We start from the raw sequence: 21,561 nt of genomic DNA on the forward strand, positions 1-21,561 counted from the left end.
CCGACATGACCCAGCGGCTCGCCGCGCTTCCCGCGCAGCGCCGCACGGAGTTCCTCACACGGCTGAGGACGTACACGCGGGCCGCGGCAGAGCGCGGTCCGATATCGCGCGGCGACACAGGCCCGACGCCGCTCGCGCACGCACAGCGGACCCTGCGCTTCTTCGACCACCCGGTCTCCGGCACCCCCCTGTGCCTGCGTCTTCGGGGCGGTCTCGACGTGGACGCGCTGCGCGAGGCGCTGGCCTCGCTCGTGGCCCGGCACGAGGCCCTGCGGACCACGGTCGTGGAGCGCGAAGGCGGCCCGATGCAGGTCGTCGCCACCGAGGTTCCGGTCGACCTGCCGCTGACCGACGCGGCGGACATCGCGTCCGCGCGCGCCGTCGTCGAGCGGCTGACCGCGGAACCGTTCGACCTGGGCCGTACGCCGATGTGGCGCGCGGCACTGATCAGGGTCGAGCCGGACGACCACCTGTTCCTGTTCGACCTGCCCGCCATCGTCTGCGACGACCGCTCGCGCGACGTGCTGGCGCGCGAACTCGCGGCGTTCTACTCCGCGTTGAGCGAAGGCGGCACGCCGGAGCTGCCTGAGCTGCCGGTGCAGTTCCCGGACTGCGCCCGGTGGCAGCACGGCCGGCTCGACAGCGCCGAACTGGACAGGATCGGCGCGTACTGGCACGGCAGACTGGCGGGCGCCGAGGTCCTGGAGTTCCCGACCGACCGGCCGCGCGGCGAGACCCGCACCTTCGCGGGCGACCGCGCCCGCTTCCTCATCGGGCACGAGGCCCTGCGGCGGGCTGACGAGCTGGCCCGGGAGACAGACGCGGACCCGTACGACGTCCTCGTCGCCGCGTTCTGCGCACTGCTGCACCGGTACACGGGCCTCGACGACCTCGTGATCGGCTCGCCGTACGAGAACCGCGACCACGACACCGTGTCCTCAGTGGTCGGGCGCTTCGCCGATCTGCGGGTGCTGCGCGCGGACCTCTCCGGCGATCCGACCTTCCGTGACCTGGTCCAGCGGATCGCGCGCGTGTCGGCGGAGGCCGACGAGCACGCGGGCCTGCCCTTCGACAAGCTGGTCGAAGCGGTGGACCCGGTCGTCGACCCGTCGCGCTCGCCCGTCTTCCAGATCGTGTTCGGCGTGGCCGACGCGGACTCCGCAGCCACCCTGCGCGGCCTCGACACCTCGTACGAGGACTGCACCACCCACACCTCGTGCTTCGACATGAGCTGGAGCCTGATCCGGCAGACGGCGCCGGGGGCCGACGCCGTCCTCGCCGTCGAGTTCAACACCGACCTGTTCGACGCCGAGAGCATCGCCCGGTTCTCCCGGCACTACGACCGGCTGCTGCACACCCTGACGGCGGCTCCGGGCGCCCCGCTGTCCGCGGCCGAGATGCTGAGCCCCGCGGACCAGGCGTTCCTCGCCGAGATCGCCAAGGCCCCGGTGCGGCCCGTCCGCGAGTCCACCGTGGTCGCCGAATTCGAGGCGCGCGCGGCGGAGACCCCGGACGGCGTGGCCGTCCTCGTCTCCGGTGTCGAGACCAGCTATGCCGAGCTCAACGCCCGGGCGAACCGGCTCGCCGCCCTGCTGCGCGAGCACGGTGTGGAGCCGGGCGCGCGGGTCGGCCTGTGCCTGCGCAGGAACCTGGACTTGCCGACCTCGATCCTCGCGGTGCTCAAGGCCGGCGCGGCCTACGTGCCACTCGACCCGGGGCATCCCGCCGGACGCGTCGCCGAGATCGCCGCCGACGCCGAGCTGCGGGTGGTGCTCGCGCACGCCGAGGCCGGCAAGGCCGTGAGCGAGGTCGCCGCGCCCGTCGTCATGCTGGACGAGGTCAGCGACGCACTGGCGGCGCTTCCGGACGGCAACCCGCCGCTCTCGGCGGGGCCGGGCGACATCGCGTACGTCATCTACACCTCCGGCAGCACCGGCAAGCCCAAGGGTGTGCTCCTCGAGCACCGCGGCGTCGTCAACTTCATCGACTCCACACGGGAGTTGTTCGAGCTGACGCCGGCCGACCGGGTGCTCGGCTTCGCCTCGTCGACCTTCGACGTCTCCGTCTTCGAGACCTTCTCGGCACTGCTGACGGGGGCCCGCCTGTGCCTCGCGACTGACGAAGAACGACTGTCGATCGAACGACTCCAGGCGCTGATGGAGCAGGCGCGCATCACCGTCATCGACCTGCCCCCGACCGTGATGCCGCTGCTGACACCCGAGAACTTCACCGACCTGCGCATCGCGTTCGTCGGCGGCGAGGCGTTCGGCAGCGAGCTGGTGAACCGGTGGAACCCGGGACGCCGCCTGTTCAACGGCTACGGGCCGACCGAGTGCACGGTGACGATGATCGTCGAGGAGTGCGGCGGCGTCTGGGGCGCGTCCCCGCCGATCGGCCTGCCCATGGTCAACCACGTGGCGCACGTCCTCGACCCCGAGCTGCGCCAGGTCCCCGTCGGCGTACCGGGTGAACTGGTCATCGGCGGCCTCGGGTTGGCGCGCGGTTACCTCAACCGCGACGAGCTGACCGCCGAGAAGTTCATCTCCGACCCGTTCGGCACCGCACCCGGTGGCCGTCTCTACCGGACGGGCGACCTGGTGAAGCGGCTGCCCGACGGACGCCTCGTCTTCCTCGGCCGCATCGACCAGCAGGTCAAGATCCGCGGACTGCGGATCGAACTGGGCGAGGTGGAGTCGGCGCTGACCGGCTTCGAGGGGATCGGTCCGGTCAGCGTCCAGGCGTGGAGCGACGACAACGGGGACAAGCACCTGGTCGGCTACCTGACCGGGATCTCCGAGCAGGAGGTGCCCGCGGTGCGCGAGCACCTGCGCGAGCTCCTTCCCCCGTACATGATCCCGTCGTTCTTCGTGATCCTCGGCGAGCTGCCGCTGACGAGCAGCGGCAAGGTCGACTGGCGCAGGCTGCCCGCCCCGGACCTGAGCCGGGCGGGGAAGGGGGACAGCGACGAGTCGCTGACCGAGACCGAACGCAGGCTGCTGCGTGACGTGGTCACCCCCCTGCTGCACGACGAGCGGATCGGCGTGCGCGACGACTTCTTCCTGGCGGGGGGCAACAGCCTGCAGGCCGTCCAGCTGATGTCGGCGATCAACCGCAGGTTCGGTGTGGAGATCACGCTCGGCGACTTCTTCGCCTCTCCCACGGTCGCGCACCTGGCCGCCACCATCGACGCCGTCCGCGCCGCGCGCCGCGATGACGACGGTGGCAACGATGACGGCAACAGCGGCGGCGGCGATCCGTTCGACGCGCTGACCAGCCCGTCCTGGCGGGAAACCGACAGGGCGCCGGTGGTGATGCGCGAGGCGGGCCCGGCCCAGGTGATCCTGATCCACCCGTCCGGCGGCGAGCTGTTCTGCTACATCCCTCTGTCCAGGGCGCTGCGCGGCGACATCGGCGTGACCGGTTTCGCCGCCGACCCGCGGGACACCGTGGTACCCCCGCAGGAGGCGATGGCGGCGACCGCCGCACGGATCGCACACTCCTTGATCGAGACCGGGCTGCCCGCGTCATGCTGCCTGGCCGGCTGGTCGTACGGAGGCGTGCTCGCCTTCGAGGTCGCCCGGCAGATCGAGGAGAAGACCGGCGAGAAGCCGCCGGTGGTCCTGCTGGACGCCGCCTACGACGAGGACTCCGAGCTCCTGGACGAGGCGACGGTGCGGCAGCGGTTCGTGCACGACGTCGCGCGGCTGACCGGACGCGAGGGCCCCGAGGTGGCCGCGGTGCTCGACGAACCGGCCGCGGGAGTGGCCGACGTACGGGAGACCCTCACCGCCCTGGGTATCGAACTGGAGCTCACGGCAGAGGAGTTGGCGGCCCGCTTCGCGACGTTCCGGGCCTCCGCCCTGTCCATGGAGGCCTACCGCCCGCCGGCCTCGTACGGCGGACCCGTCACCGTGCTCGTCGCCTCCCCGCACATCGCCATGGAAGAGCAGTGGCGGGCGGTATGCACGGGGCCCTTCCGGGCCGAGCGCGTGCCCGGTGACCACTACACCCTGTTCACCCAGTCGGCGATCGGTCGGGTCGTCTCGGCGATCGAAGAGACGCTCGCCTCTTGAGGAGACACACATGCGGTTCGGCTTCACAGAGGATCAAGAACGGTTCCGGGCGGACGTGCGGAAGACCCTGCGCTCCGCCGAGGTCCAGGCCGAGGCGGCCGCGGCCACCGGCGCGTTCGGCGTCGAGCCGGACGCGCGCCCGCTCTACCGGCTGCTCGGCGAGCTGGGTCTGCTCGCCGTGCACTGGCCCGTCGAGTACGGCGGCCAGGGCCGCTCGCTGACCGACGCCGCGATCGTCGCCGAGGAGCTGGTGCGCGCGGGCGTGCCGGACACGTTCCACGTCAACACCGTGCAGATCGTGGGCCAGTTCCTGCTGATGGCGGGCAGCGACGAGCAGAAGCGGCGGTACCTGCCCGCCATCGCCCGCGGCGAGAGCTTCGCGGCGGTGCTCTACACGGAGCCGGACGCGGGCTCCGACCTGGGCGGGCTGCGGGCGGTGGCCGAGCCGGACGGCGACGGCTACCGGATCACCGGCACCAAGGTGTTCAGCCTCAAGACCCGCTTCGTCGACCTCGGCCTGTGCGCCGCCCGTACGACCCAGGGCACGGGCAAGTACCAGGGCATCAGCCTGTTCCTGGTCGACATGCGGGCCCCTGGCGTGGCGGTGTCGGTGATCCCCAGCATCGGCGACGAGCACTTCCATCGTGTGGACCTCGACGCGGTCGCGGTGCCGGGCGCGAACCTCCTCGGTCCGCGCGACGAGGGCTGGCCGCTGCTCAACGAGGCCCTCGCCATCGAACGCACCGGTCTGGACTACCACTTGAAGGCGGAGCACTGGCTCGACGCCGCCCTCGAAGCACTGGTCGAGGGGGACCCGGAGGCCGTGTCCGGCGACCGCCTGGAGCAGATCGGCCGTTGGCACGGCGCGCTCGAGGCTGACCACGTCCTCGCCTGGGAGGTCCTCACCGGGATCGCGGCGGACCGGGTCGACCAGGTCTCGACGGCCGTCGCCAAGTACCACAGCAGCGAACTCGCCCAGTCCATCGCGGCCTGGGCCACCGACATCCCCAGCCCCGAGCAGCGGGCAGACCGCACCAGAGCGACCGTGACCCTGGAATCCGCCTACCGGGAGGCTCCCGGGCTCACGCTCTCGGCGGGTACCTCCGAGGTGATGCTCCAGATCATGGCCGCCTCGTTCGACTCCATCGGCCAGGAAGACTGACATGGACCTCGCTCCCGACCCGCTCGCCCTTCAGCTGCGCAAGGCCCTGCGTGCGGGACTCTCCGGCATCCCCGCCCGGATCGCGCCGCACGGCGCTCCGGTGACCGACGGCGCCTGCGGCCCGACCCGTGCGGTGCTCGACGCGCTGGAGGCGCCCGACTTCGAGCGTCCGGCCGGTACCGGCGGGCTCGGCCTGGGGTTGAGCGCCGGCGTCCTGGTCAGCGAGGAGCTCGGCCACGCGGCGCGCGGCAACTCCTACCGGGCCGACGCGTTCGCCGCCGACCTGGGCGTCAGCGCGCCGAGTGTGGCCCTCGCGGGCCTCGAAGCCCTGCCCGTCGGCAGCGGGGTCACCGCGACGCCGCGTGCCGGCGGCTGGGAGCTGACCGGCACGGCCACCGTCGACGACCCGAGCGCCGGCCTGTTCCTGGTGGCCACCAGGGTCGACGGCGATCCGGTGCTCGTCGCGGTGGAGCGCGGTGCGGACGGCGTCTCCACGCAGGACACGAGCTGGCCGCCGGTCGTCCGGTTCGAGGCCACGCCGATCGTCGCGGCGGATGTCGCCGGCGCCCTGGACGACGCGCCGACCGGTCCGCTCGCGCGCGCACGGCTGCGGCAGGCCGCGTACCTCCTGGGCATCGCCGACGGCGCCCACCGCATGGCCGTGGAGTACGTCGGCTTCCGCCGACAGTTCGGCACGCGGCTGCGCGACCTGCCGGCGGTGTCGTTCCCCTTGGCACGCGCGATGGTGGCGGTGCGTGCGACGAGGGCCGCGATCCACCGGGGGGCCTGGCTGGTCGACTCCGAGCCGGACGCCGTCGGCACCGCGCCATTCGTCGCCCTGGCCATGGCGTCCGAGACCGCGCGTGATGTCGTACGCCTGAGCATGCAGAGCTGCGGCGTGCGCGCGATGACGTCGGAACTGGGCTTGCACCGGTACTTCCGGCTGGCCGCGGCGGAGTCCACCCGGTACGGGGATCCCTCCGCGCTCTGGCGGACGGTCGGCGCCGACCACGTCCGGGCGGTCCGGCGTGCCACGACCTGAGGGGAGTTCCGGGCCGCGGTCGTCAGCCCTGCCGCGGATCAGCTGGCGCGGAGGCCGCCCAGCGACAACTCGCGCTGGGGCACGCGCTGTTGGGGGGCTGAGTGAATGAGTCCGGTCCGGTACGCCAGTGACACGAGCTCGGCACGGTCGCGGACGCCGAGTTTGGTGCGTACGCGGTAGAGATGGGTTCTGACGGTGGCCTCGCCGATGATCAGTTCGCGGGCCACGTCTTCGGTGGACATGCCCTGCGCGACCATCCGCGTCACTTCCCGTTCCCGGGGGGTCAGTTCGGTCACTTCCGGGCACTTCTCGACCTTCTGGGGCTCCGGCTGCGCACGGAACCAGGTGACCAGGCGCTGCGCGATGCTCGGCGCGAGCACGGTCTGGCCGGCGGCCGCCCCCTGGATGGCGGTGATCAGTTCCTGAGGACTCACGTCCTTTCCGAGCAGGCAGCTCGCGCCGGCGTGCAGCGCGTCGCTCACCGTCTCGTCGGAGTCAGCCGCGGTGAACACGACGATGTTGGGCGACTCGTCCTCCTGGCCGAGTCTGCGGATCATCTCCAGACCCGAAATGGTCTGGAGGTTCAGATCCGTCACCACGACATCGGGACGCATCGTGCGCACCAGGACGATGGCTTCCATACCGTTGTGAGTCGTGCCGATCACGTCGATGTCCGGCACCGCGTCGAGAAGGGTCTTGAGACCGTCCGCGATCACGGGTAGCTGGTCACAGACGAGCACCCGAATGGTCATTGTGTTGCCCCTCGACAATGAGTGAGACAGGAGCCCCGCTGTCATCAATGGGTTGCCGCGCGCGGAGATCGTGAGCCTCGCCTCGCCAGTGCTCGCTCGGCCTCATGGGCGGGATGAGCGTCTGCGTGTGTGGGGCGAGGGGGCGTCGGGCGCGGGTGGGGGATGGGGGGGCCGCAATGCCGCTACGGCCCGTCTGATCAGCCGTTGCCGTGGTCGCTCATCAGCTGGACCAGGACCTCGCCCGTCGCGAGGTCGGAGGCGACGGCGCTGTGCCGGACCTGCGGCGCGTCAGTGTCGCCGGCGGCCGCGAGGCCGCCCAGAACGGCACCGAGGGCGATGAGGGAAGCAGCGAAAGCAGTGGTGAAACGCATGGGGCGAACTCCTTCGAAGTGACACGCCGTTTCGGCTTCGCCCATCCTCACAGCCGCTCTTCCCTGCCGGTTCCCCTCTGGGCACCCGCCTGATCCCTCCGCCGCGAGTGCCCGACACGAGGGGCTCACCACGCGGTCTCCGGCACCTTCATGAGGGAGAAGAGGTTGTCCGCCGCCGAACGGTGCTGCCGGGCCATCTGCACGTGCCCCTGGGCCTCGGCGGTACGGGCGAGGTGCCAGAGCGCGCACGCCTCGTCGTAGCGCAGCTCCATCCGGCAGGCGATCTCGTGGGCCAGCCGCTGCTGGGCCAGCGCCGTGTCCAGATCCCCCTGCGCGTACCGCACGCGCCCTGCCGACAGGTGCACCGTGGCGCGGTTGATCTCGTTCGTGCTGCTCGCGGCTTTGGACAGCGCGTGGTCGGCGCTGTCCGCCGCTTCGTCCAGCGCTCCCATGCGCACCAGCACGTCGGCTCTGCGGGCGAGGACGAGCGGCAGCGCGGCGGGCATGCCGATCTGCTGGCACCGCTCCAGCGCCGCATCGGCCCGGGCGAGTGCCTCCTCGAAGCGGCCCAGGCCTTCGCTGGCCTGGGAAAGATAGCTCAGGGCGGTCACGGAGAGCTGGATCTCCTCGATGGAGTCGAAGATGGCCACCGCTCGTTCCGCGGACTCCATCGCCTCCTCGAACCGGCCAAACCGCACCAGGATCAGGCCCAGCATGCTGAGCGACGAGCCGTCGAGGCGGGTGAACCCCAGCTCCCGTGCGCGCCTGCTGACCTCCAGGCTCAGCTGCAGCGCCTGCTCGAGCTCGCCCATGCTGCTGTACGCCTGCCCGAGCCGCGCCTGGCACTCCGCCTCGCTGTACTCGTCCGCCATCTGCCGGGACAGCCCCACGGCTTCCTCCAGCAGACCGACCGAGTCGCGCAGCTGCCCGAGGCGCCACTTGCCCATGGCCAGGTTCATCAGGTTCAGCCGGGTCAGCGAGCAGTCCCCGAGCAGCCGTGACGCGCTGACGCCCTTCTCCAGCGCCACGTTGGCGCGGGAGTCGTAGCCGCGGATGCTGGAGTGGAAGCCCAGCTCACGCGGCAGCCGCGCGGCGTGCCACAGAAGCCCCCCGTCGTGCGCGGCGTCCACCGCCGCCAGAAGGCTGCCGCGGTGGTGGTCGAGCCACTGGAGTGCCTTCTCCTTGTGGTCGAACTCGCTGTCCGTCCGTTGTTCCGCGTCGTCCTCGATGGGCCGCCGCCCGGGGAACACCACGTCGCACGCGTGCCGCGCCATGCCCACGTAGTGGTCCAGGAGGCGGCGCATCGCCGACTCGTCCCCCGGCTCCCGCGATGCCTGCGCGATGCGTTGCACGAAGCTGCGCACGAGGTCGTGCAGGGCGTACACGCCGGGTTCCCTGGCCTCCAGCAGACGTGCGTCGACCAGCTCTTCCAACAGGTCCTCGGCCGTCAGGACGTCCGTGTCGAGGAGGGCGGCGGCTTCCCGGGTGTCGAGATAGCGTCCCGGGTGATGGCCCAGGAGCCGGAAGGCGGACTGCTGGTCGCGCGGCATGGACTGGTACGACAGCAGCAGCGCGCCGGCGACCCCCCGGCCCTCGCTCGTCAGCTCGTCCAGACGCCGGTTGTGATCCCGCAGTCGATCGACGAGTCGCTGCACGGTCCAGTGGGGACGGTTCGCCAGACGGGCGGAGGCGATCCTGACCGCCAGTGGGAGCCCTCCGCACAGCCGCACCAGTTCACCGGCGGCCTCCGGTTCCCGCTCGACGCGCTCGGCACCGAGGGTGGCCCGCAGGAGCTGGTCGCCGTCACCTTCGGGAAGAGCGCCCAGGGAAAGCCACTCGACTCCGTCAAGTCCGGTCAGCCTCGGGCGGCTGGTGATGAGGACCAAGCTGTCGGAGGAGGCGGGGATCAGCGCACGTACCTGCTCGGAGGAGGCGGCGTTGTCCAGGATCAGCACCATGCGACGGCCATGCATGTACGACTGCCAGCGCGCGGCGCGCCCCGCCGAAACCGTGGGCACCTCGTCGCTCGGGATGCTGGCGGCGGCGAGCAGGTCACCCTGCGCGTGGAACGCGCTGAGCGGCGCCTGTCCGGGGGTGAAGCCGTGCAGGTCGATGAAGAGGCTGCCGTCCGGATACTGCTCGGCCAGCTGGTGGGCGGCGCGCACGGCGAGCGCCGTCTTGCCGCTGCCGCCCATGCCGTCGAGCGCGATGACCGTCGGGGCGCGGCGGGCCACGTCGCAGACCCGCTTCAGTTCGGAACGGCGGCCGGAGAAGTCGGGCACGTCGAACGGCAGCGTGTGGGGGGCCTCGGCCACCGGGGCCGTGGCACGCGGCGCGGAGCGCTCCGAGAGGACGAGCGAAGGGGCCTGGCGCAACATGCGCTCGTGCAGGCCGGTCAGCTGCGCGCTGGGGTCGATGCCCAGCTCGTCCGCGAGGTGATCGCGTACGCGGGTGAACTCGTCCAGCGCCGCGGCCTGCTGCCCGGAGTGGTAGAGGGCGAGCATCAGCCGGCTGCGCAGCGTCTCCCGCAGGGGGTGCTCGTCCACGAGGCCCCGCAGCTCACCCGTGATCTCGGCCGCCTCGCCCGCGTCGATGCGCAGGTCGTAGAGCTGTTCGGCGGCGCTGAGCCGCTGCTCCTCCAAGGCGGTCGAGGCCGCGTCGATCGTCTGGCCTCCGGAACCGGCCAGCACCGGCCCGCGCCACAGCGCCAGCGCCTCGCGCAGCTGGGCGACGGCCCGCTCCGCCTGCCCCGCGTCCAGCGATTCCCTGGCCTGCCGGATCAGCTGCTGGTGGAGGAGGAGATCAAGCTGCCCGGTCTCGACCACCGCGCGATATCCGGGCCCGTCCGTGACGATGATCTCGGGGCCGTGAGGGATGCGGCTGCGCAGCTTGGCCACGGTCTTGCGTACCTGGTGCTCGGCGCTGTCCGGGGGCTGCTCGTCCCAGCCGGCCGTCACCAGTCGGGAGACGGGAACCACGCGCCCGGCGTCGAGGAGCAGGGTCACGAGGACACGACGCTGCAGAGCCCCGTTGACCGGTATCAGGGTGCTGCCGCTGCGTACCTCCAGCGAGCCCAGGACGGCGAATTCCGGGCGAAGGTTCGCATCGCCTTCCATAAGCCCCGATGTCGCCATTCCTGCCCCCCGTTCTCACCATTGGCCAAAGCTCACCCCGACACTAGATGATTCCGGTCCCGGTCTGGCAGACACATATTGCATATGTCACAGGGGTCGCGGACAGCCCTGAACGTGCTGGCCAGCGGGGTCATCGAGCGGCGTGTCGAATGACGGTAACAAGATCCTTTCGAGCCCTGGCGATCCGCTCGCGGGTGAGTTCCGGCGTCTCGCCGTCGACGGCCACGTAGGCGCGCCGGGAGCGGGGGTCGCCGACGGGTGCGATGCGGGCGCCGACGTCGTACGGGAAGCGGGCTCCGTGAACCCACGGGGTCACGGCGATGTCCTCCGTGCCGGTGTACGTCTCCAGCCGCCCCTCGGGGAGGAGGAAGAAGCCGACTTCCGCGTACCGGGAAGGGCTCGGCACGTCCGGGCGGGCGCCTTCGAGGCCCGCGAAGACCGCCGCCTCCATGTCGAACCCGCGCGAGATCTCGACGAGCAGGGGGATGCGGTCGCCGCCCAGATGCGCTCGGCACGACACGATCCGCGGGCCGTACGGCAGCAGGGCCACCTGCGTGTGGGCCGGGCCGGAGCGGTACCCGACCGCCGTCAGCCGCTCCTCGACCACCGCCCCGATCGCCGTGCGCTCGTCGTCGGTCAACGGCGCCGGATGCAGGTAGCCCGTCACGAAGAAATGGGGCGCCCCAGTGGTCCGCTGACCCGTTACGCCGACGATGTGGTGGATCCCCTTCACGGTCAGGGTCTCGACGCTCACCCTGGGCGCCTCCGCGGGGGCCCAGTCGTCCGCCTCGCACACCTGGAGCCGTTCGTACACCGCCGGGGGGTTCGCGGACAGGCCCAGCTTCCACGCCTCCTGGACCACCGGCAGGACCGAGTCGCCGTGTCCGCAGTGCAGCACGGCGTCGATGCCGTGGTGCCGTGCGGTCCGCTCGATGGTCTCGCGCAATCCCGCTTCGTCGGCGAAGTCGATGAGCAGCAGTTCCTCCGAGACTTCCTCGAGCCTCGGCGCGAAGTCGGCCTCAAGGAGCTTCGGGTCCCATACCGACCAGATGCGGAACCCCAACTCGGCACCTTTGCGCACGAGTTGGTGGGTCGGCATCACCAGAAGCAGTCGTGGCCGTGGACTTCTCGGGGAGTGAGCGCGCATACGTGCCACTGTGTCGTGCGGCATTCCCGCCCTGCTCCCCTCCTCTTCCCCCCTCGCCGTCCGAGCGCTCCCCCCGCTTGCCGTCGCGACCGGACTCGGACTCCGGTGGGCCACACGTAACATCGAACTTTCCCTTCTCCTGCCGAAGTTGGTTGCGGTGCGGACTGCACAAGTGTGCACGCGGGCGGACCCGGTCCGGATCGTGGGCCCTGCCGGGGAGGGAAGGCCGTAAGCGAGGCGTGCAGTTCCGGCGCGGAGAGTCCACGTACCGCGTACGGGCGGCTCAACTCGACGCGGATGTGCGGCACGTCGCCCTGTCCGTAGCGTCCGTCGTACTCGCTGGGACGGTCAGAGCCGACGGTCCCGATCTCCTGGGCGATGCCACGCCAGCCGATACGCCGAGCCTGACATCGAGATGCCCGAATGCCAGTGGAGCAATGCTGTGCACCCCGTGAGATGTCCCAAGAGCTCATGCGCCGAGCGCCGCGCTCTGTTCAATGGCGAATGCACACCAAAACAGGGGTAATTCTGTGCACAATGACTGGGTAGTTAAGCCGGTACGTCTGCCGCTCATACGTCGCCGTTGCCAGGCATGCACGTCCGACTCTTTCCGGACATCCGGCAAATTCCGCGTCAACGCGAACCACAAACTCCTCGATGTCTGGCTCCTCGCGCTCTGCACCAAGTGCGGCGCGACCACGAAGATCACCATCGTCGAGCGGACGAACGTGCGCTCGGTGAGCCCCGAGCTGCTGGACCGGGCGCACGAGAACGACCCCACCCTGGCGGCCGAGCTGCTCCAGGACGGCGTTGTGCGGCGCCGCAACCACATCTCGCTCGACTGGAGCGACGCCTGGCGGCTCGACACCGGTGGGTCGGACCATCAGGACCGCGACGTCATGGACGTCTCGGTCCGGTTCGCGGCACAGATTCCCCTCAGGCCCGTGCGACTCATCGCGGAAGGCTGCGGCCTTTCCCGGGGAGAGGTCGAGCGCATGGTCGTGGAAGGCAGTCTCGTCTCGGCCGTCCGGCTGAGCGGAAAGCTCTCCAGCGACTTCACCTTCACGCTCAAGCGCCACACCGGTTGAATTCGCGTCGGTCTGTGCGTACCACATATCGACGTCGCTTCTAGGGTCCGGCCTCCGCGCCTGCCGGCATTGACTTCCGTGCGTAATCAGAAACTCCTTTTCGAAGCCTCCGGAGGCCTGTGACATGAAATCCGTGCTCGTCCTCTCCTGGATAGCCATCGGCAACGTGCCCGCCGCGGTCGAGGAGCTCCGGGCTCGCGATCTGCAACCGGTGCTGGTCTCCAACCTGCCGGACGACCCCAACGCCGGCCTCTGCGACGACCACATCGTGTTCGACTGGGACAGCGAGGAGCTTTCGGCCCTCACCGCCCGGGTCGCCGAGCGGGGCATCGAGCCGATCGCCGTCGTCAGCATGGTCGAGAAGCTGGTCGAGTGGAGCATCGCGCTCACCACGCACTACGGCCTTCCCGGTGGCGGTGCCAGCCGTGCCGTGCTGGCGAGCAAGACCCTGGTCCGGGAGCACATGCGTGCCCTGGGCCTTTCCGCGCTCAAGTACTCCGACGACCCGCGGTCGGTGGACTTCTTCCCCGCCATCATCAAGCCCACCCGGGAGTCGGCGGCGTCGTACCTGGTCAAGCGCGTGGACGACCGGGAGGAGCTGCTGGCGTACCTGAAGGACCTGGAGGAGTCCGGCGCGGGCGACGTGGAGCTGATCGCCGAGGAGTTCGTGGCCGGCACGGAGTTCTCCGTGGACGGTCCCGTGCTGAACGGCCGCTTCCACCCGCTGCTCGCGGTCGAGAAGGCCGACTACGACTACGCCAAGAACCACGACGCGGGGCTCTCGTTCCACCCGCCTCAGCAGAGCCACGTGCGGGACGGCGTGCGCGCCCTGTGCGAGTCGATCAACACGCTGTGCGCCGACCAGGGCCTCGACCAGGTGTGGCTGCACTTCGAGGGCCGGAGCTCGGAAGACGGCCGGACCGAGCTCATCGAGATCAACCCCCGGCCCGGCGGCTTCCACACGGGCATTCCCGCGTCCATCCAGAACCTCTACGGCATCGACGTCATCGCGACGGTCGTCTCCATGGCCCTGGGCGAGTACGCGCCGCAGGACCTGGGACCGATGCTCGAGCAGCCGATCTTCGGCAACGTGGAGCTGGAGGCCGAGGAGCTCGGCACGGTCGAAGCCGTCACCACCGAAGAGGACCTGCTCGCGCTGCCCGGCGTCATCAGCGTGCGTCTGTTCGACGGCTACCGGGTGACCCAGCTGAACAAGGAGAACTTCTTCCTCTCGCTCACCATGACCGCCGACTCCGTGGACCAGATGCGGGAGCAGGCCGCGACGGTCCTCGACACCTTCGAGTACAGCGTCAGGCCGTAACCAGCTCTCGGAAGCGACGAAGCCTGGTCCGCCACCCGCAGGGGTGGCGGACCAGGCTTCGCGCTCTTCCGCTCAGGACAGGCGCTTCCGCACCCGGTCGACCACCGCGGCCTGCTGGGCCGACAGGTAGAAGTGGCCGCCGGGGAACACCTGGAGATCGAAGGACCCCGCGGTGTGGTCCGCCCAGGCGTCGGCCTCGTCGAGGTCGACACGGGGGTCGCGGTCGCCCACCAGCGCCACGATCGGGCAGCGCAGCGGCGGCCAAGGTCGGTAGCGGTAGGTCTCCACCGCCTCGAAGTCGCTGCGGACCGCCGGAAGGATCATGCGCAGCACGTAGGGCTCGCTGAGCAGTTCGGTGTCGGTCCCGTCGAGTTCCGCGAGCACGGCCACCAGCTGCTCGTCGGTGAAGGCGTGCACCTTCTCCGGGGGGCGATGGCGGGAGGGGGCCCGCCGCCCGGAGGCGAAGAGCGTCGCCACCTCGGTACCCGAGTCCTCCAGGCGGGCGGCGACCTCGAAGGCCAGCATGGCGCCCATGCTGTGCCCGAACAGGGCCAGGGGCCGGTCGTCCACCCCTTCCGCCACGGCCTCGGTGATCCGGTCGGCCAGGGCGTGCAGATCGGTGATGCCGGCCTCGTGGTGGCGCTCCTGGCGGCCGGGGTACTGGACGCCCAGCACCTCGGCGCTGCCCGAGAGCGCCTGTGAGAACGGGAAGTAGAAGCTCGCGGAGCCGCCCGCGTGGGGCAGACACACGAGCTGGACGGGGGCGTCGGGGCAGGGATGAAAGCGGCGCAGCCAGGGCTGCGCCGTATGCGGACTCATGGATCCCATGGGCCTTTCGCTTGCGGATGTCTCGCGGTCGGCCGGGGCTCAGACCAGGGGGGAGAAGAAGAACGTGTCGCGCCTGCTGAACCTGCCGTCCTCGTCGAGGTGGAAGAAGTCCGCGAAGCGCAGAATGCTCTTCCGGTCGTCGTGCAGCACGCCGTTGAACTCGCCGTGCACGGCCACGCAGTCACCGGATTCCACGGTCGTGGTCACCGTGTGGCGACCCTCGCGGATCACGCGCCGCTCCCGGTAGAAGTGCTCCAACTGCTCCTTGCCGACCAGGGGTTCGTAACCGGGTCGGTGGTACTGGGCGTCGTCCGCGAACAGGTCCACCAGGGCCTGCACCTGACCGGCGTCGACGAGTTCGTAGTACGTACGGACCTTCCGCAGCGGCGCGGAGTCGTTCTCCGGCGCGGCGGGGGCTGCTGTCTCTGTCTGCATGCGTGTTTTCCCCTCAGGCGCAATCTGCCGTTTCGCCGAGCGCGGTGTGCAGCTCGGCCAGGAGTTCGTCGGCCTGGGCGGCGGTCATTCCGTCCGCGCGCCACAGCACGACGAGGTCCCAAGAGCCGTCCGGAGCCGGGATGGCCTCCAGCATCAGCTCGATGTCGGTGCTGGGCGGGCGCACCCGCACCGGCTCGACCGCCACGTGACCGCCGAGGCTGCCGTGCGGCGGCTGCCCCTGCAGGACCACCCAGGTCTGGAAGAAGGAGTGGCGGTCCCGGGGCGGCGAGAAGACGCGGACGAGCTCGTCGAACGGGGTGTGGACGTGCTGGAGGTGCGTCACCACCTGGGCGGTCGCCTGGTCTAGGAGGGCTTCGGCGCTGTCGTCGCGCGTGTGCGCGAGCACCACGGCGAAGGCGTTGACGAAGTAGCCGACGACCGGCTCCAGAGCCGGGTCGAAGCGGCCCGCCGTCACCGAGCCCACCGCGAGCTCGCGGGCGTCGAAGGTACGTGACAGGGCGCGCGTCGCACCGGCGAGCAACGCCGCCAGGGTGGGGCCGCCGCGGCGGGCCGCGGCCTGCTCGAGCCGCCGCACGGTCTGCGCGTCGACCTTCAGGACCCGCTCGAACCGGGCCACCTGGCCGGCGGCCGGCCGCGCGGGAGCGGGCAGGAACGGTGCCGGGACCGCTGCCAGCTCCTCCTTCCAGAAAGGCAGGTCGCGGTCCGCCCAGTCCGGGAGGCGGGTCGCCTCCCAGGTGCTGAACTCCCCGTACGACAGCGCCGGAGCCGCCTCGTGCTCCCGGCCCTCCAGCCGCGCCCCGTACGCCCGCGTCAGCTCGTCGATGAGCACCGACTCCGACCAGCCGTCGAAGGCGATGTGGTGCACCTGGAGGCAGAACAGGTGCCGCTCCTCGTCCAGGCGGCACAGCCGGGCCCTCAGCGGGACCTCGTCCTCCAGCGAGAACGGCCTCGTCCACCAGTCGGCCGTCACCGCTTCGGCCAGCTCCTGCGTCCCCTCGGCACTCGGAGGCGTGACGTGTTCCAGTACGGGGATCGCGTCCGCGGGCGCGAGCACCTGCTGCTGGGGGGCCTCGTCGAGCCACGGGTAGATGGTGCGCAGCGCCGGGTGGGCCACGACGACGTCGTTCAGGGCGTCCTGCAGCAGCTCGGGCCGGAGCGGCCCGGTCAGCGCGTACGCCAGCACGATCATGTTGTCCGCGGCACCCGGGGACGTCATCTCCGCCAGCCAGAAGCGCTGTTGGGCGCGGGAGAGCGGGGCGGGGCGCGTGCGCTCGGGGCCGGTGGCGGGCAGCTGCTCGCCGGGGGCCGCGTGCGCGCAGTGGGCGACGATGGCGCGCGGCGTACGCAGCCGGTAGACGTCGGAGGCGGTCAGGCGGGCGTCCAGCCAGGCGCCCACGCGGGCGGCCAGCCGGATCACGTCGAGCGAGTTCGCCCCGGCCAGGACGAGGTCGTCGTCCTCGGCCAGGTGCGCCAGGCCCAGCAGGGCGCGGATGTCCTCCAGGACCGGGCTGCCCTGGGTGGGCTGCTCCGTCGGCGCGCCGGCAGGGGCGATGCCGCTGCGCAGCAGCGCCTCCACCGCCTTGCGGTCCGCCTTCCCGTTGGCGTTCAGCGGGAGCTGCACGGTGTGCGTCAGCCGCGTCGGCACCATCGCGTCGAGCAGGCTGCGCGCCGCGTGCGCCGTCAACGCGGCTTCGTCCAGGGGCCGCTGGTGGACGGTCGCGTAAGCCGCCGCGAGCTGGACCCGCCCGGGCGCCGTCTCCAGCGGAAGGACACAGCAGGCGGTGACCTCGGAGTGGTTCTCCAGGACGGCCTCGACCTCGCCGGCCTCGATCCGCACTCCGCGGATCTTGAACTGGTGGTCGACCCTCCCCCGGTAGCGCAGCAGCCCCTCGGCGTCGCGCACCGCGAGGTCGCCCGTGCGGTAGAAGCGCACACCGCCGTCGGTGAAGAACCGGCGAGCGGTCTCCTCGGGGTTGCCCGCGTAGCCGAGGGCCAGCCCGTCGCCGGCCACCGCGATCTCGCCGAGACCGCCGTCCGCGACAGGCCGCCCGTCCGTGTCGAGCAGGGCCACCGTGGTACGGGGCACCGGCGTCCCGATCGGGATCTCGGTGCTGCCCTCCGCCACGTCGGCCGGGCGGATCACGTGGGTGGTGGCGAAGATGGTGCTCTCGGCGGGCCCGTACCCGTTGACCATGTGCAGAGCGGGGAACTCGGCCAGCACGCGGCGGGCGTTGCTCACTGACACCCGCTCCCCGCCGACCAGCAGCAGGCGCACGGCGCCGAAGAGCTCGATCCGCTCCTCCGCCAGGACGCTGAACAACGAGCTCGTGAGCCAGAGGCTGTTCACGCCCTGCCGTATGACCGCCTCCAGCGCCTGTGCGTCCAGCGCCGTGGCCGCCTGGTCCAGCAGGACGCAGCGGCCGCCGTTGAGCAGCGGTGCCCACAGTTCGAGCGAGAGCCCGTCCCAGGGCAGCGGAGCCGCCTGGAGGAACACCGAGTCCGGCCCGAGGGGGATGGTGGGGCAGTTGACCAGGGTGCGGATGGTTCCCCGGTGCGGGGAGAGCACCCCCTTGGGTTTCCCGGTGGAGCCGGAGGTGTAGAAGACGCTGGCCGTCGCGGTGCCGTCGTCCAGCGGCTCGGGCGTCGGGGCCGTGCGCCCGAGCTCCAGGAGGGAGGCGAGGGCGACGGTGCGCACCTCCGCCCCGCCGGGGACGGTCTCCGCGCCGGGCGCGTCGGCGACGACCAGCGCCGCGTCCGTGCCCCGGAGCGTCTCGTTCACCCGCGCCTGCGGCCACTGCGGGTCGACCGCCACGTAGGAGGCGCCCGCGCGCAGGACACCGAGCAGCGCGGTCACCAGTTCCGGTGAGCGCGGTACGCGCACCGCGACGTGCCGGCCGGGCGCGACGCCGAGCAGGCGCAGCGCGGCCGCGACCGTCTCGGCCCGCTCGGTCAACTCGCCGTAGGTGAGGCTCCGTTCGCCCTGCTGGACGGCGACCGTGTGCGGCCGCAGTCGGGCGTGGTGGGCCACCACCTGTTCGATGCGTTCGCCGAACACATACGGATTGCCGCCGACGGGGGTGTCCATCAGATGACCTCCACCGGGAGGCGGGTGATGCCGAGCAGGAAGTTCGAGCGCAGCCGGCGCACCTCGTCGGAGAGCTTGAACCGGAGACCGGACACCATCAGCTGTTCGAAGAGCAGCGAGAGCTCCGCCTGCGCGATGGGGGCGCCGATGCAGCGGTGCAGCCCGGAGCCGTAGGTCAGGTGGCGGTTGGGGGTGCGGGTGATGTCGAAGAGGTGCGGGTCCTGGAAGTGGTCCTCGTCGCGGTTGGCGGAGTAGTTCCACAGGGTGACGGACTCGCCGGCCTTGATCTGGACGCCGCCGCGTTCCACGTCGTGCTTGGCCACCCGCTGCACGTAGGCGTTGGTCGAGCTCCAGCGCAGCATCTCCTCGACGGCGGTGCCGACGAGGTTCGGCGACTCGCGCAGCTGCTCGTACTGCTCGGGGTGGTCCATCAGGGCGAGCAGACCGGTGCACGCGGTGTACGACGAGGTCTCGTTGCCACCGACGGCGACGTTCATGCAGTTGTAGAAGATCTCCTCCTCGCTCAGCGGGCGACCGTTGATCTCCGCACGCATGAGGATGCTGATCAGGTCGTCGCCCGGGTTGCGGCGGCGCTCGGCGACGATGTCGGCGAAGAACTCGAACACCTCGGCCTGCAGCCAGGCCAGGCGCATCCGCTGGTCACCGCCGGTGTCCACGAAGATCTCGTCGCGGTAGCCGACCATCCGCCGGGTCAGCCCGATCAGGTGGTGTGCCTGCTCGTGGCTGATGCCCATGACCACCATGAGCGCGCCGGCCGGAAGCTCCGGAGCGATGTCGGTGGCGAAGTCGCAGCCGCCGTTCGCACGGGTCCGCTCCAGGGCGCCGGCGACGAGCTCGGCGACCTGCACCGCGACGCGTTTGGCCACGCCCGGGGACATCGACGGGTGGATCACCTGCTTGAGCATGCGGTGGCGGGGCAGGTCGGTGGTGACCAGCATCCGCCCGGCCGAGGTGTCGTCCTCGCTGCGGAAGGAGCCGCCCACGATGGCGCCGCGCCCGGAACCGAAGCTCTCGTGGTTGCGGTAGGCCCACATCACGTCGTCGTACCTGGTCAGGGCCCAGAAGCGGCTGCCGTCGGCGCCTTCGTTCCAGTAGATGGGCTGCTCGGCACGGAGCTTCGCGAAGGCGGCCGTGTGGTCGCCGCGCACGAACAGGTCGACGTCGGTGAGGTCGATGCCGGTGACCGCCTGCGGTCGGGTGATGGTCTGCCGGCTCATGCCGTCGCTCCTTCGCGAGACGCGTCGATGGCCGCTGCGAGGTCCTTCAGGACGGTGTTGTTGAGCAGCACCGGAAAGGGGAGGGAAAGGCCGAGCTCGCGGTTGATGCGGTGGTGCATGCGGAAGGCGAGCAGCGAGTGGCCGCCCAGGCCGAAGAAGTCCTCGTCCCTGCCGACGCGTTCGGTGCTGAGCAGGCTCTCCCACAGGCCGGCGAGGAACCGCTCGGTGTCGGTCTGCGGCTCCGCGTACGACTCCTCGCGCTGCAGGTACTTGGCGAGCACCTCGCGGAGGGCGTCCAGGTCGCGCTTGCCGTGCGCCGTCGCCGGGATCTCGTCCTGCTTGATGAACTGGCTGGGCACCATGAAGTCGGGCAGGTCCCGCTCGGCCCGCTCGCGCAGCTCCTTGATGCCGAGGCCGTTCTCGAGCACCACGAACGCCACCAGACGACGGTCGTTGCCCTCGCCTTCCGGCAGCACGACGGCCTCCTGGACCTCGGGGTAGCGGCGCAGACCCCGCTCGACCTCACCCGGCTCGACCCGGTAGCCGCGGATCTTGACCTGGTTGTCGGCACGGCCGACGAACATCAGGGCGCCGTCCTCGCGCTGCCGCACCAGGTCGCCGGTGCGGTACACGCGCTCGTCGCCGGCCTCGCCCGGCAGGACGAGGAAGCGCTCGTCGGTCAGGTCGGGGCGGTCCTGGTAGCCGCGGGCCACACCGGGGCCGCTGACGAACAGCTCGCCGGTCTCGCCGGGGGCCACGGGCTCCAGCTCCGGGGAGAGGACCCGCACCGACACGCCGTCCAGGGGACGGCCGATCGGGATGGCGTCGGACTCCGCGTCCCCCATCGTCACCTGGTGCGCGGTGCAGGCGGTGGTGATCTCGGCGGGACCGTAGAGGTTGTAGAGGGCGCCCTTGAACTGGCCGCCCAGCAGCGCTCGGCAGGCCGCCGGGAGGAGCACGTCGCCGCCGGCCTGGAGCACGCGCAGCGGGGCGAAGGCGTCCCGGTCCTCGCGGACCACGTGGTTGACGACCATCGTCGGCACGAGCATCGCCGTGATGCCGTACTGCTTCATCTGCCGCTGGAAGTCGGCGGCGAGCAGGTCCGGAACGGGCGGCAGGATGACCGCCTGCGCACCGGACGCGAGGGCGCTCCACATCTCGAAGTGGAAGGCGTCGAAGGAGACGCTGGATATCTGGCCGGTCCGGTCCGCCGGCGTGAGCTCGGGCAGGCTCGGATTCGTGGCGAAGGAGACGATGTTGCGGTGCTCCAGGACGATCGCCTTGGGCACACCGGAGGAACCGGAGGTGAACAGCACGCTGGCGGCACTGCTCGGCTCCACGATTCCCTCGACCGGAGCGGGGTCGGCGGCGGCGCGGTCCGCGATGGAGACGATCCGGGCGGACACGGACGTCAGCCGGTTCTCCCAACCCGTTTCGGTGAGCACGACCTTCGCGCCGCTGTTCTCCAGCATCAGGTCGCGACGGGTGTCCGGGTAGCGGCTGTCCACGGCGACGTAGGCCGCCCCCGACTTGAGGATGCCGAGGATGGCCACGAAAAGCTCGGTCGACCTGCGCAGGTAGATCCCGACGCGGTCCTCGGCGGCCACCCCGTGGCCCCGCAGTAGTGCGCTGACGGCGTTGGACTCCTCGTCCAGCTGCGCGTAGGTCAGGGTCCGGGTGTCGTCGCTGACGGCCGGACGGTTCGGGTGCGCCTCCACGGACTGCCTGAAGAGCTCCGTGAGGGTGCCGACAGATCCCCTGAGTGCCACTACTTCCTCCTGTTTTTCATAGAAAAGGGGTAGATGATGTCCCTGTTGCTTCAACTGTGCGAAGGGCCACCTTCAAAGGAGGCCTGCAGTCGCCT

At 70.9% G+C, this 21,561-nt stretch carries 14 protein-coding genes; 5 read left to right on the plus strand and 9 right to left on the minus strand.

Features of this window, described 5'->3' with window-relative positions; all coding sequences use genetic code 11:
* From ACIBK6_RS41295 to ACIBK6_RS41305, 3 genes are all read left to right on the plus strand, one after another.
* Positions 1-4,073 (plus strand): amino acid adenylation domain-containing protein (locus ACIBK6_RS41295; protein WP_399058469.1); only part of this gene is annotated, 4,073 nt, incomplete at its 5' end.
* 10 nt (positions 4,074-4,083) lie between these two features.
* The gene (locus tag ACIBK6_RS41300) at positions 4,084-5,235 is read left to right on the plus strand and encodes an acyl-CoA dehydrogenase family protein (RefSeq protein WP_399058471.1); all 1,152 of its coding nucleotides are present in this window, start codon (positions 4,084-4,086) and stop codon (positions 5,233-5,235) included.
* A 1-nt stretch (position 5,236) separates the two neighbouring features.
* Entirely contained in the window at positions 5,237-6,277 is a 1,041-nt protein-coding gene (locus ACIBK6_RS41305) for an acyl-CoA dehydrogenase family protein (RefSeq protein WP_399058473.1), read from the plus strand.
* A 38-nt stretch (positions 6,278-6,315) separates the two neighbouring features.
* Here ACIBK6_RS41305 and ACIBK6_RS41310 read toward each other — a convergent pair whose 3' ends face one another.
* From ACIBK6_RS41310 to ACIBK6_RS41325, 4 genes are all read right to left on the minus strand, one after another.
* Positions 6,316-7,029, minus strand: a complete 714-nt coding sequence (locus ACIBK6_RS41310) for a response regulator (RefSeq protein WP_399058475.1) — start codon at positions 7,027-7,029, stop codon at positions 6,316-6,318.
* Positions 7,030-7,226: 197 nt separating this feature from the next.
* The gene (locus tag ACIBK6_RS41315; RefSeq protein ID WP_399058477.1) at positions 7,227-7,400 is read right to left on the minus strand and encodes a hypothetical protein; all 174 of its coding nucleotides are present in this window, start codon (positions 7,398-7,400) and stop codon (positions 7,227-7,229) included.
* A gap of 125 nt (positions 7,401-7,525) precedes the next feature.
* Positions 7,526-10,516, minus strand: coding sequence for a BTAD domain-containing putative transcriptional regulator (locus tag ACIBK6_RS41320; RefSeq protein ID WP_399058479.1), 2,991 nt, complete (start codon positions 10,514-10,516; stop codon positions 7,526-7,528).
* A 148-nt stretch (positions 10,517-10,664) separates the two neighbouring features.
* Positions 10,665-11,633, minus strand: a complete 969-nt coding sequence (locus ACIBK6_RS41325; RefSeq protein WP_399058481.1) for a phosphoribosylglycinamide synthetase — start codon at positions 11,631-11,633, stop codon at positions 10,665-10,667.
* A 578-nt stretch (positions 11,634-12,211) separates the two neighbouring features.
* Here ACIBK6_RS41325 and ACIBK6_RS41330 point away from each other — a divergent pair.
* Complete coding sequence (locus tag ACIBK6_RS41330) at positions 12,212-12,769, plus strand: DUF1062 domain-containing protein (RefSeq protein ID WP_399058483.1); 558 nt, start codon at positions 12,212-12,214, stop codon at positions 12,767-12,769.
* A gap of 124 nt (positions 12,770-12,893) precedes the next feature.
* On the plus strand, positions 12,894-14,090 hold the full coding sequence (locus ACIBK6_RS41335) for an acetyl-CoA carboxylase biotin carboxylase subunit family protein (protein WP_399058485.1): 1,197 nt from the start codon (positions 12,894-12,896) through the stop codon (positions 14,088-14,090).
* Positions 14,091-14,162: 72 nt separating this feature from the next.
* Here ACIBK6_RS41335 and ACIBK6_RS41340 read toward each other — a convergent pair whose 3' ends face one another.
* Genes ACIBK6_RS41340 through ACIBK6_RS41360 form a run of 5 tightly spaced genes read right to left on the minus strand, consistent with a single transcriptional unit; the run spans position 14,163 to position 21,466 of the window.
* Positions 14,163-14,909: a thioesterase II family protein gene (locus tag ACIBK6_RS41340; RefSeq protein ID WP_399058487.1), complete on the minus strand. Its 747-nt coding sequence runs from the start codon at positions 14,907-14,909 to the stop codon at positions 14,163-14,165.
* 48 nt (positions 14,910-14,957) lie between these two features.
* Entirely contained in the window at positions 14,958-15,353 is a 396-nt protein-coding gene (locus ACIBK6_RS41345) for a nuclear transport factor 2 family protein (protein ID WP_399058489.1), read from the minus strand.
* 13 nt (positions 15,354-15,366) lie between these two features.
* Complete coding sequence (locus tag ACIBK6_RS41350; RefSeq protein WP_399058491.1) at positions 15,367-18,459, minus strand: amino acid adenylation domain-containing protein; 3,093 nt, start codon at positions 18,457-18,459, stop codon at positions 15,367-15,369.
* Entirely contained in the window at positions 18,459-19,697 is a 1,239-nt protein-coding gene (locus ACIBK6_RS41355; RefSeq protein ID WP_399058493.1) for a cytochrome P450, read from the minus strand. The genes ACIBK6_RS41350 and ACIBK6_RS41355 overlap by 1 nt, the downstream gene beginning before the upstream one ends.
* Entirely contained in the window at positions 19,694-21,466 is a 1,773-nt protein-coding gene (locus tag ACIBK6_RS41360) for an amino acid adenylation domain-containing protein (protein WP_399058495.1), read from the minus strand. Before ACIBK6_RS41360 ends, ACIBK6_RS41355 begins: the two co-directional genes overlap by 4 nt.
* Positions 21,467-21,561 lie beyond the last annotated feature (95 nt).

The organism is Streptomyces sp. NPDC050485 (assembly GCF_044458185.1).
GTDB lineage: Bacteria > Actinomycetota > Actinomycetes > Streptomycetales > Streptomycetaceae > Streptomyces.

Coding starts and splice junctions, on each gene's coding strand:
- ACIBK6_RS41355 (WP_399058493.1), bottom strand. CDS start 19,697: ATGAGCCGGCAGACCATCACCCGACCGCAGGCGGTCACCGGCATCGAC.
- ACIBK6_RS41320 (WP_399058479.1), bottom strand. CDS start 10,516: ATGGAAGGCGATGCGAACCTTCGCCCGGAATTCGCCGTCCTGGGCTCG.
- ACIBK6_RS41305 (WP_399058473.1), top strand. CDS start 5,237: ATGGACCTCGCTCCCGACCCGCTCGCCCTTCAGCTGCGCAAGGCCCTG.
- ACIBK6_RS41335 (WP_399058485.1), top strand. CDS start 12,894: ATGAAATCCGTGCTCGTCCTCTCCTGGATAGCCATCGGCAACGTGCCC.
- ACIBK6_RS41340 (WP_399058487.1), bottom strand. CDS start 14,909: ATGAGTCCGCATACGGCGCAGCCCTGGCTGCGCCGCTTTCATCCCTGC.
- ACIBK6_RS41310 (WP_399058475.1), bottom strand. CDS start 7,029: ATGACCATTCGGGTGCTCGTCTGTGACCAGCTACCCGTGATCGCGGAC.
- ACIBK6_RS41315 (WP_399058477.1), bottom strand. CDS start 7,400: ATGCGTTTCACCACTGCTTTCGCTGCTTCCCTCATCGCCCTCGGTGCC.
- ACIBK6_RS41325 (WP_399058481.1), bottom strand. CDS start 11,633: ATGCCGACCCACCAACTCGTGCGCAAAGGTGCCGAGTTGGGGTTCCGC.
- ACIBK6_RS41350 (WP_399058491.1), bottom strand. CDS start 18,459: ATGGACACCCCCGTCGGCGGCAATCCGTATGTGTTCGGCGAACGCATC.
- ACIBK6_RS41345 (WP_399058489.1), bottom strand. CDS start 15,353: ATGCAGACAGAGACAGCAGCCCCCGCCGCGCCGGAGAACGACTCCGCG.
- ACIBK6_RS41300 (WP_399058471.1), top strand. CDS start 4,084: ATGCGGTTCGGCTTCACAGAGGATCAAGAACGGTTCCGGGCGGACGTG.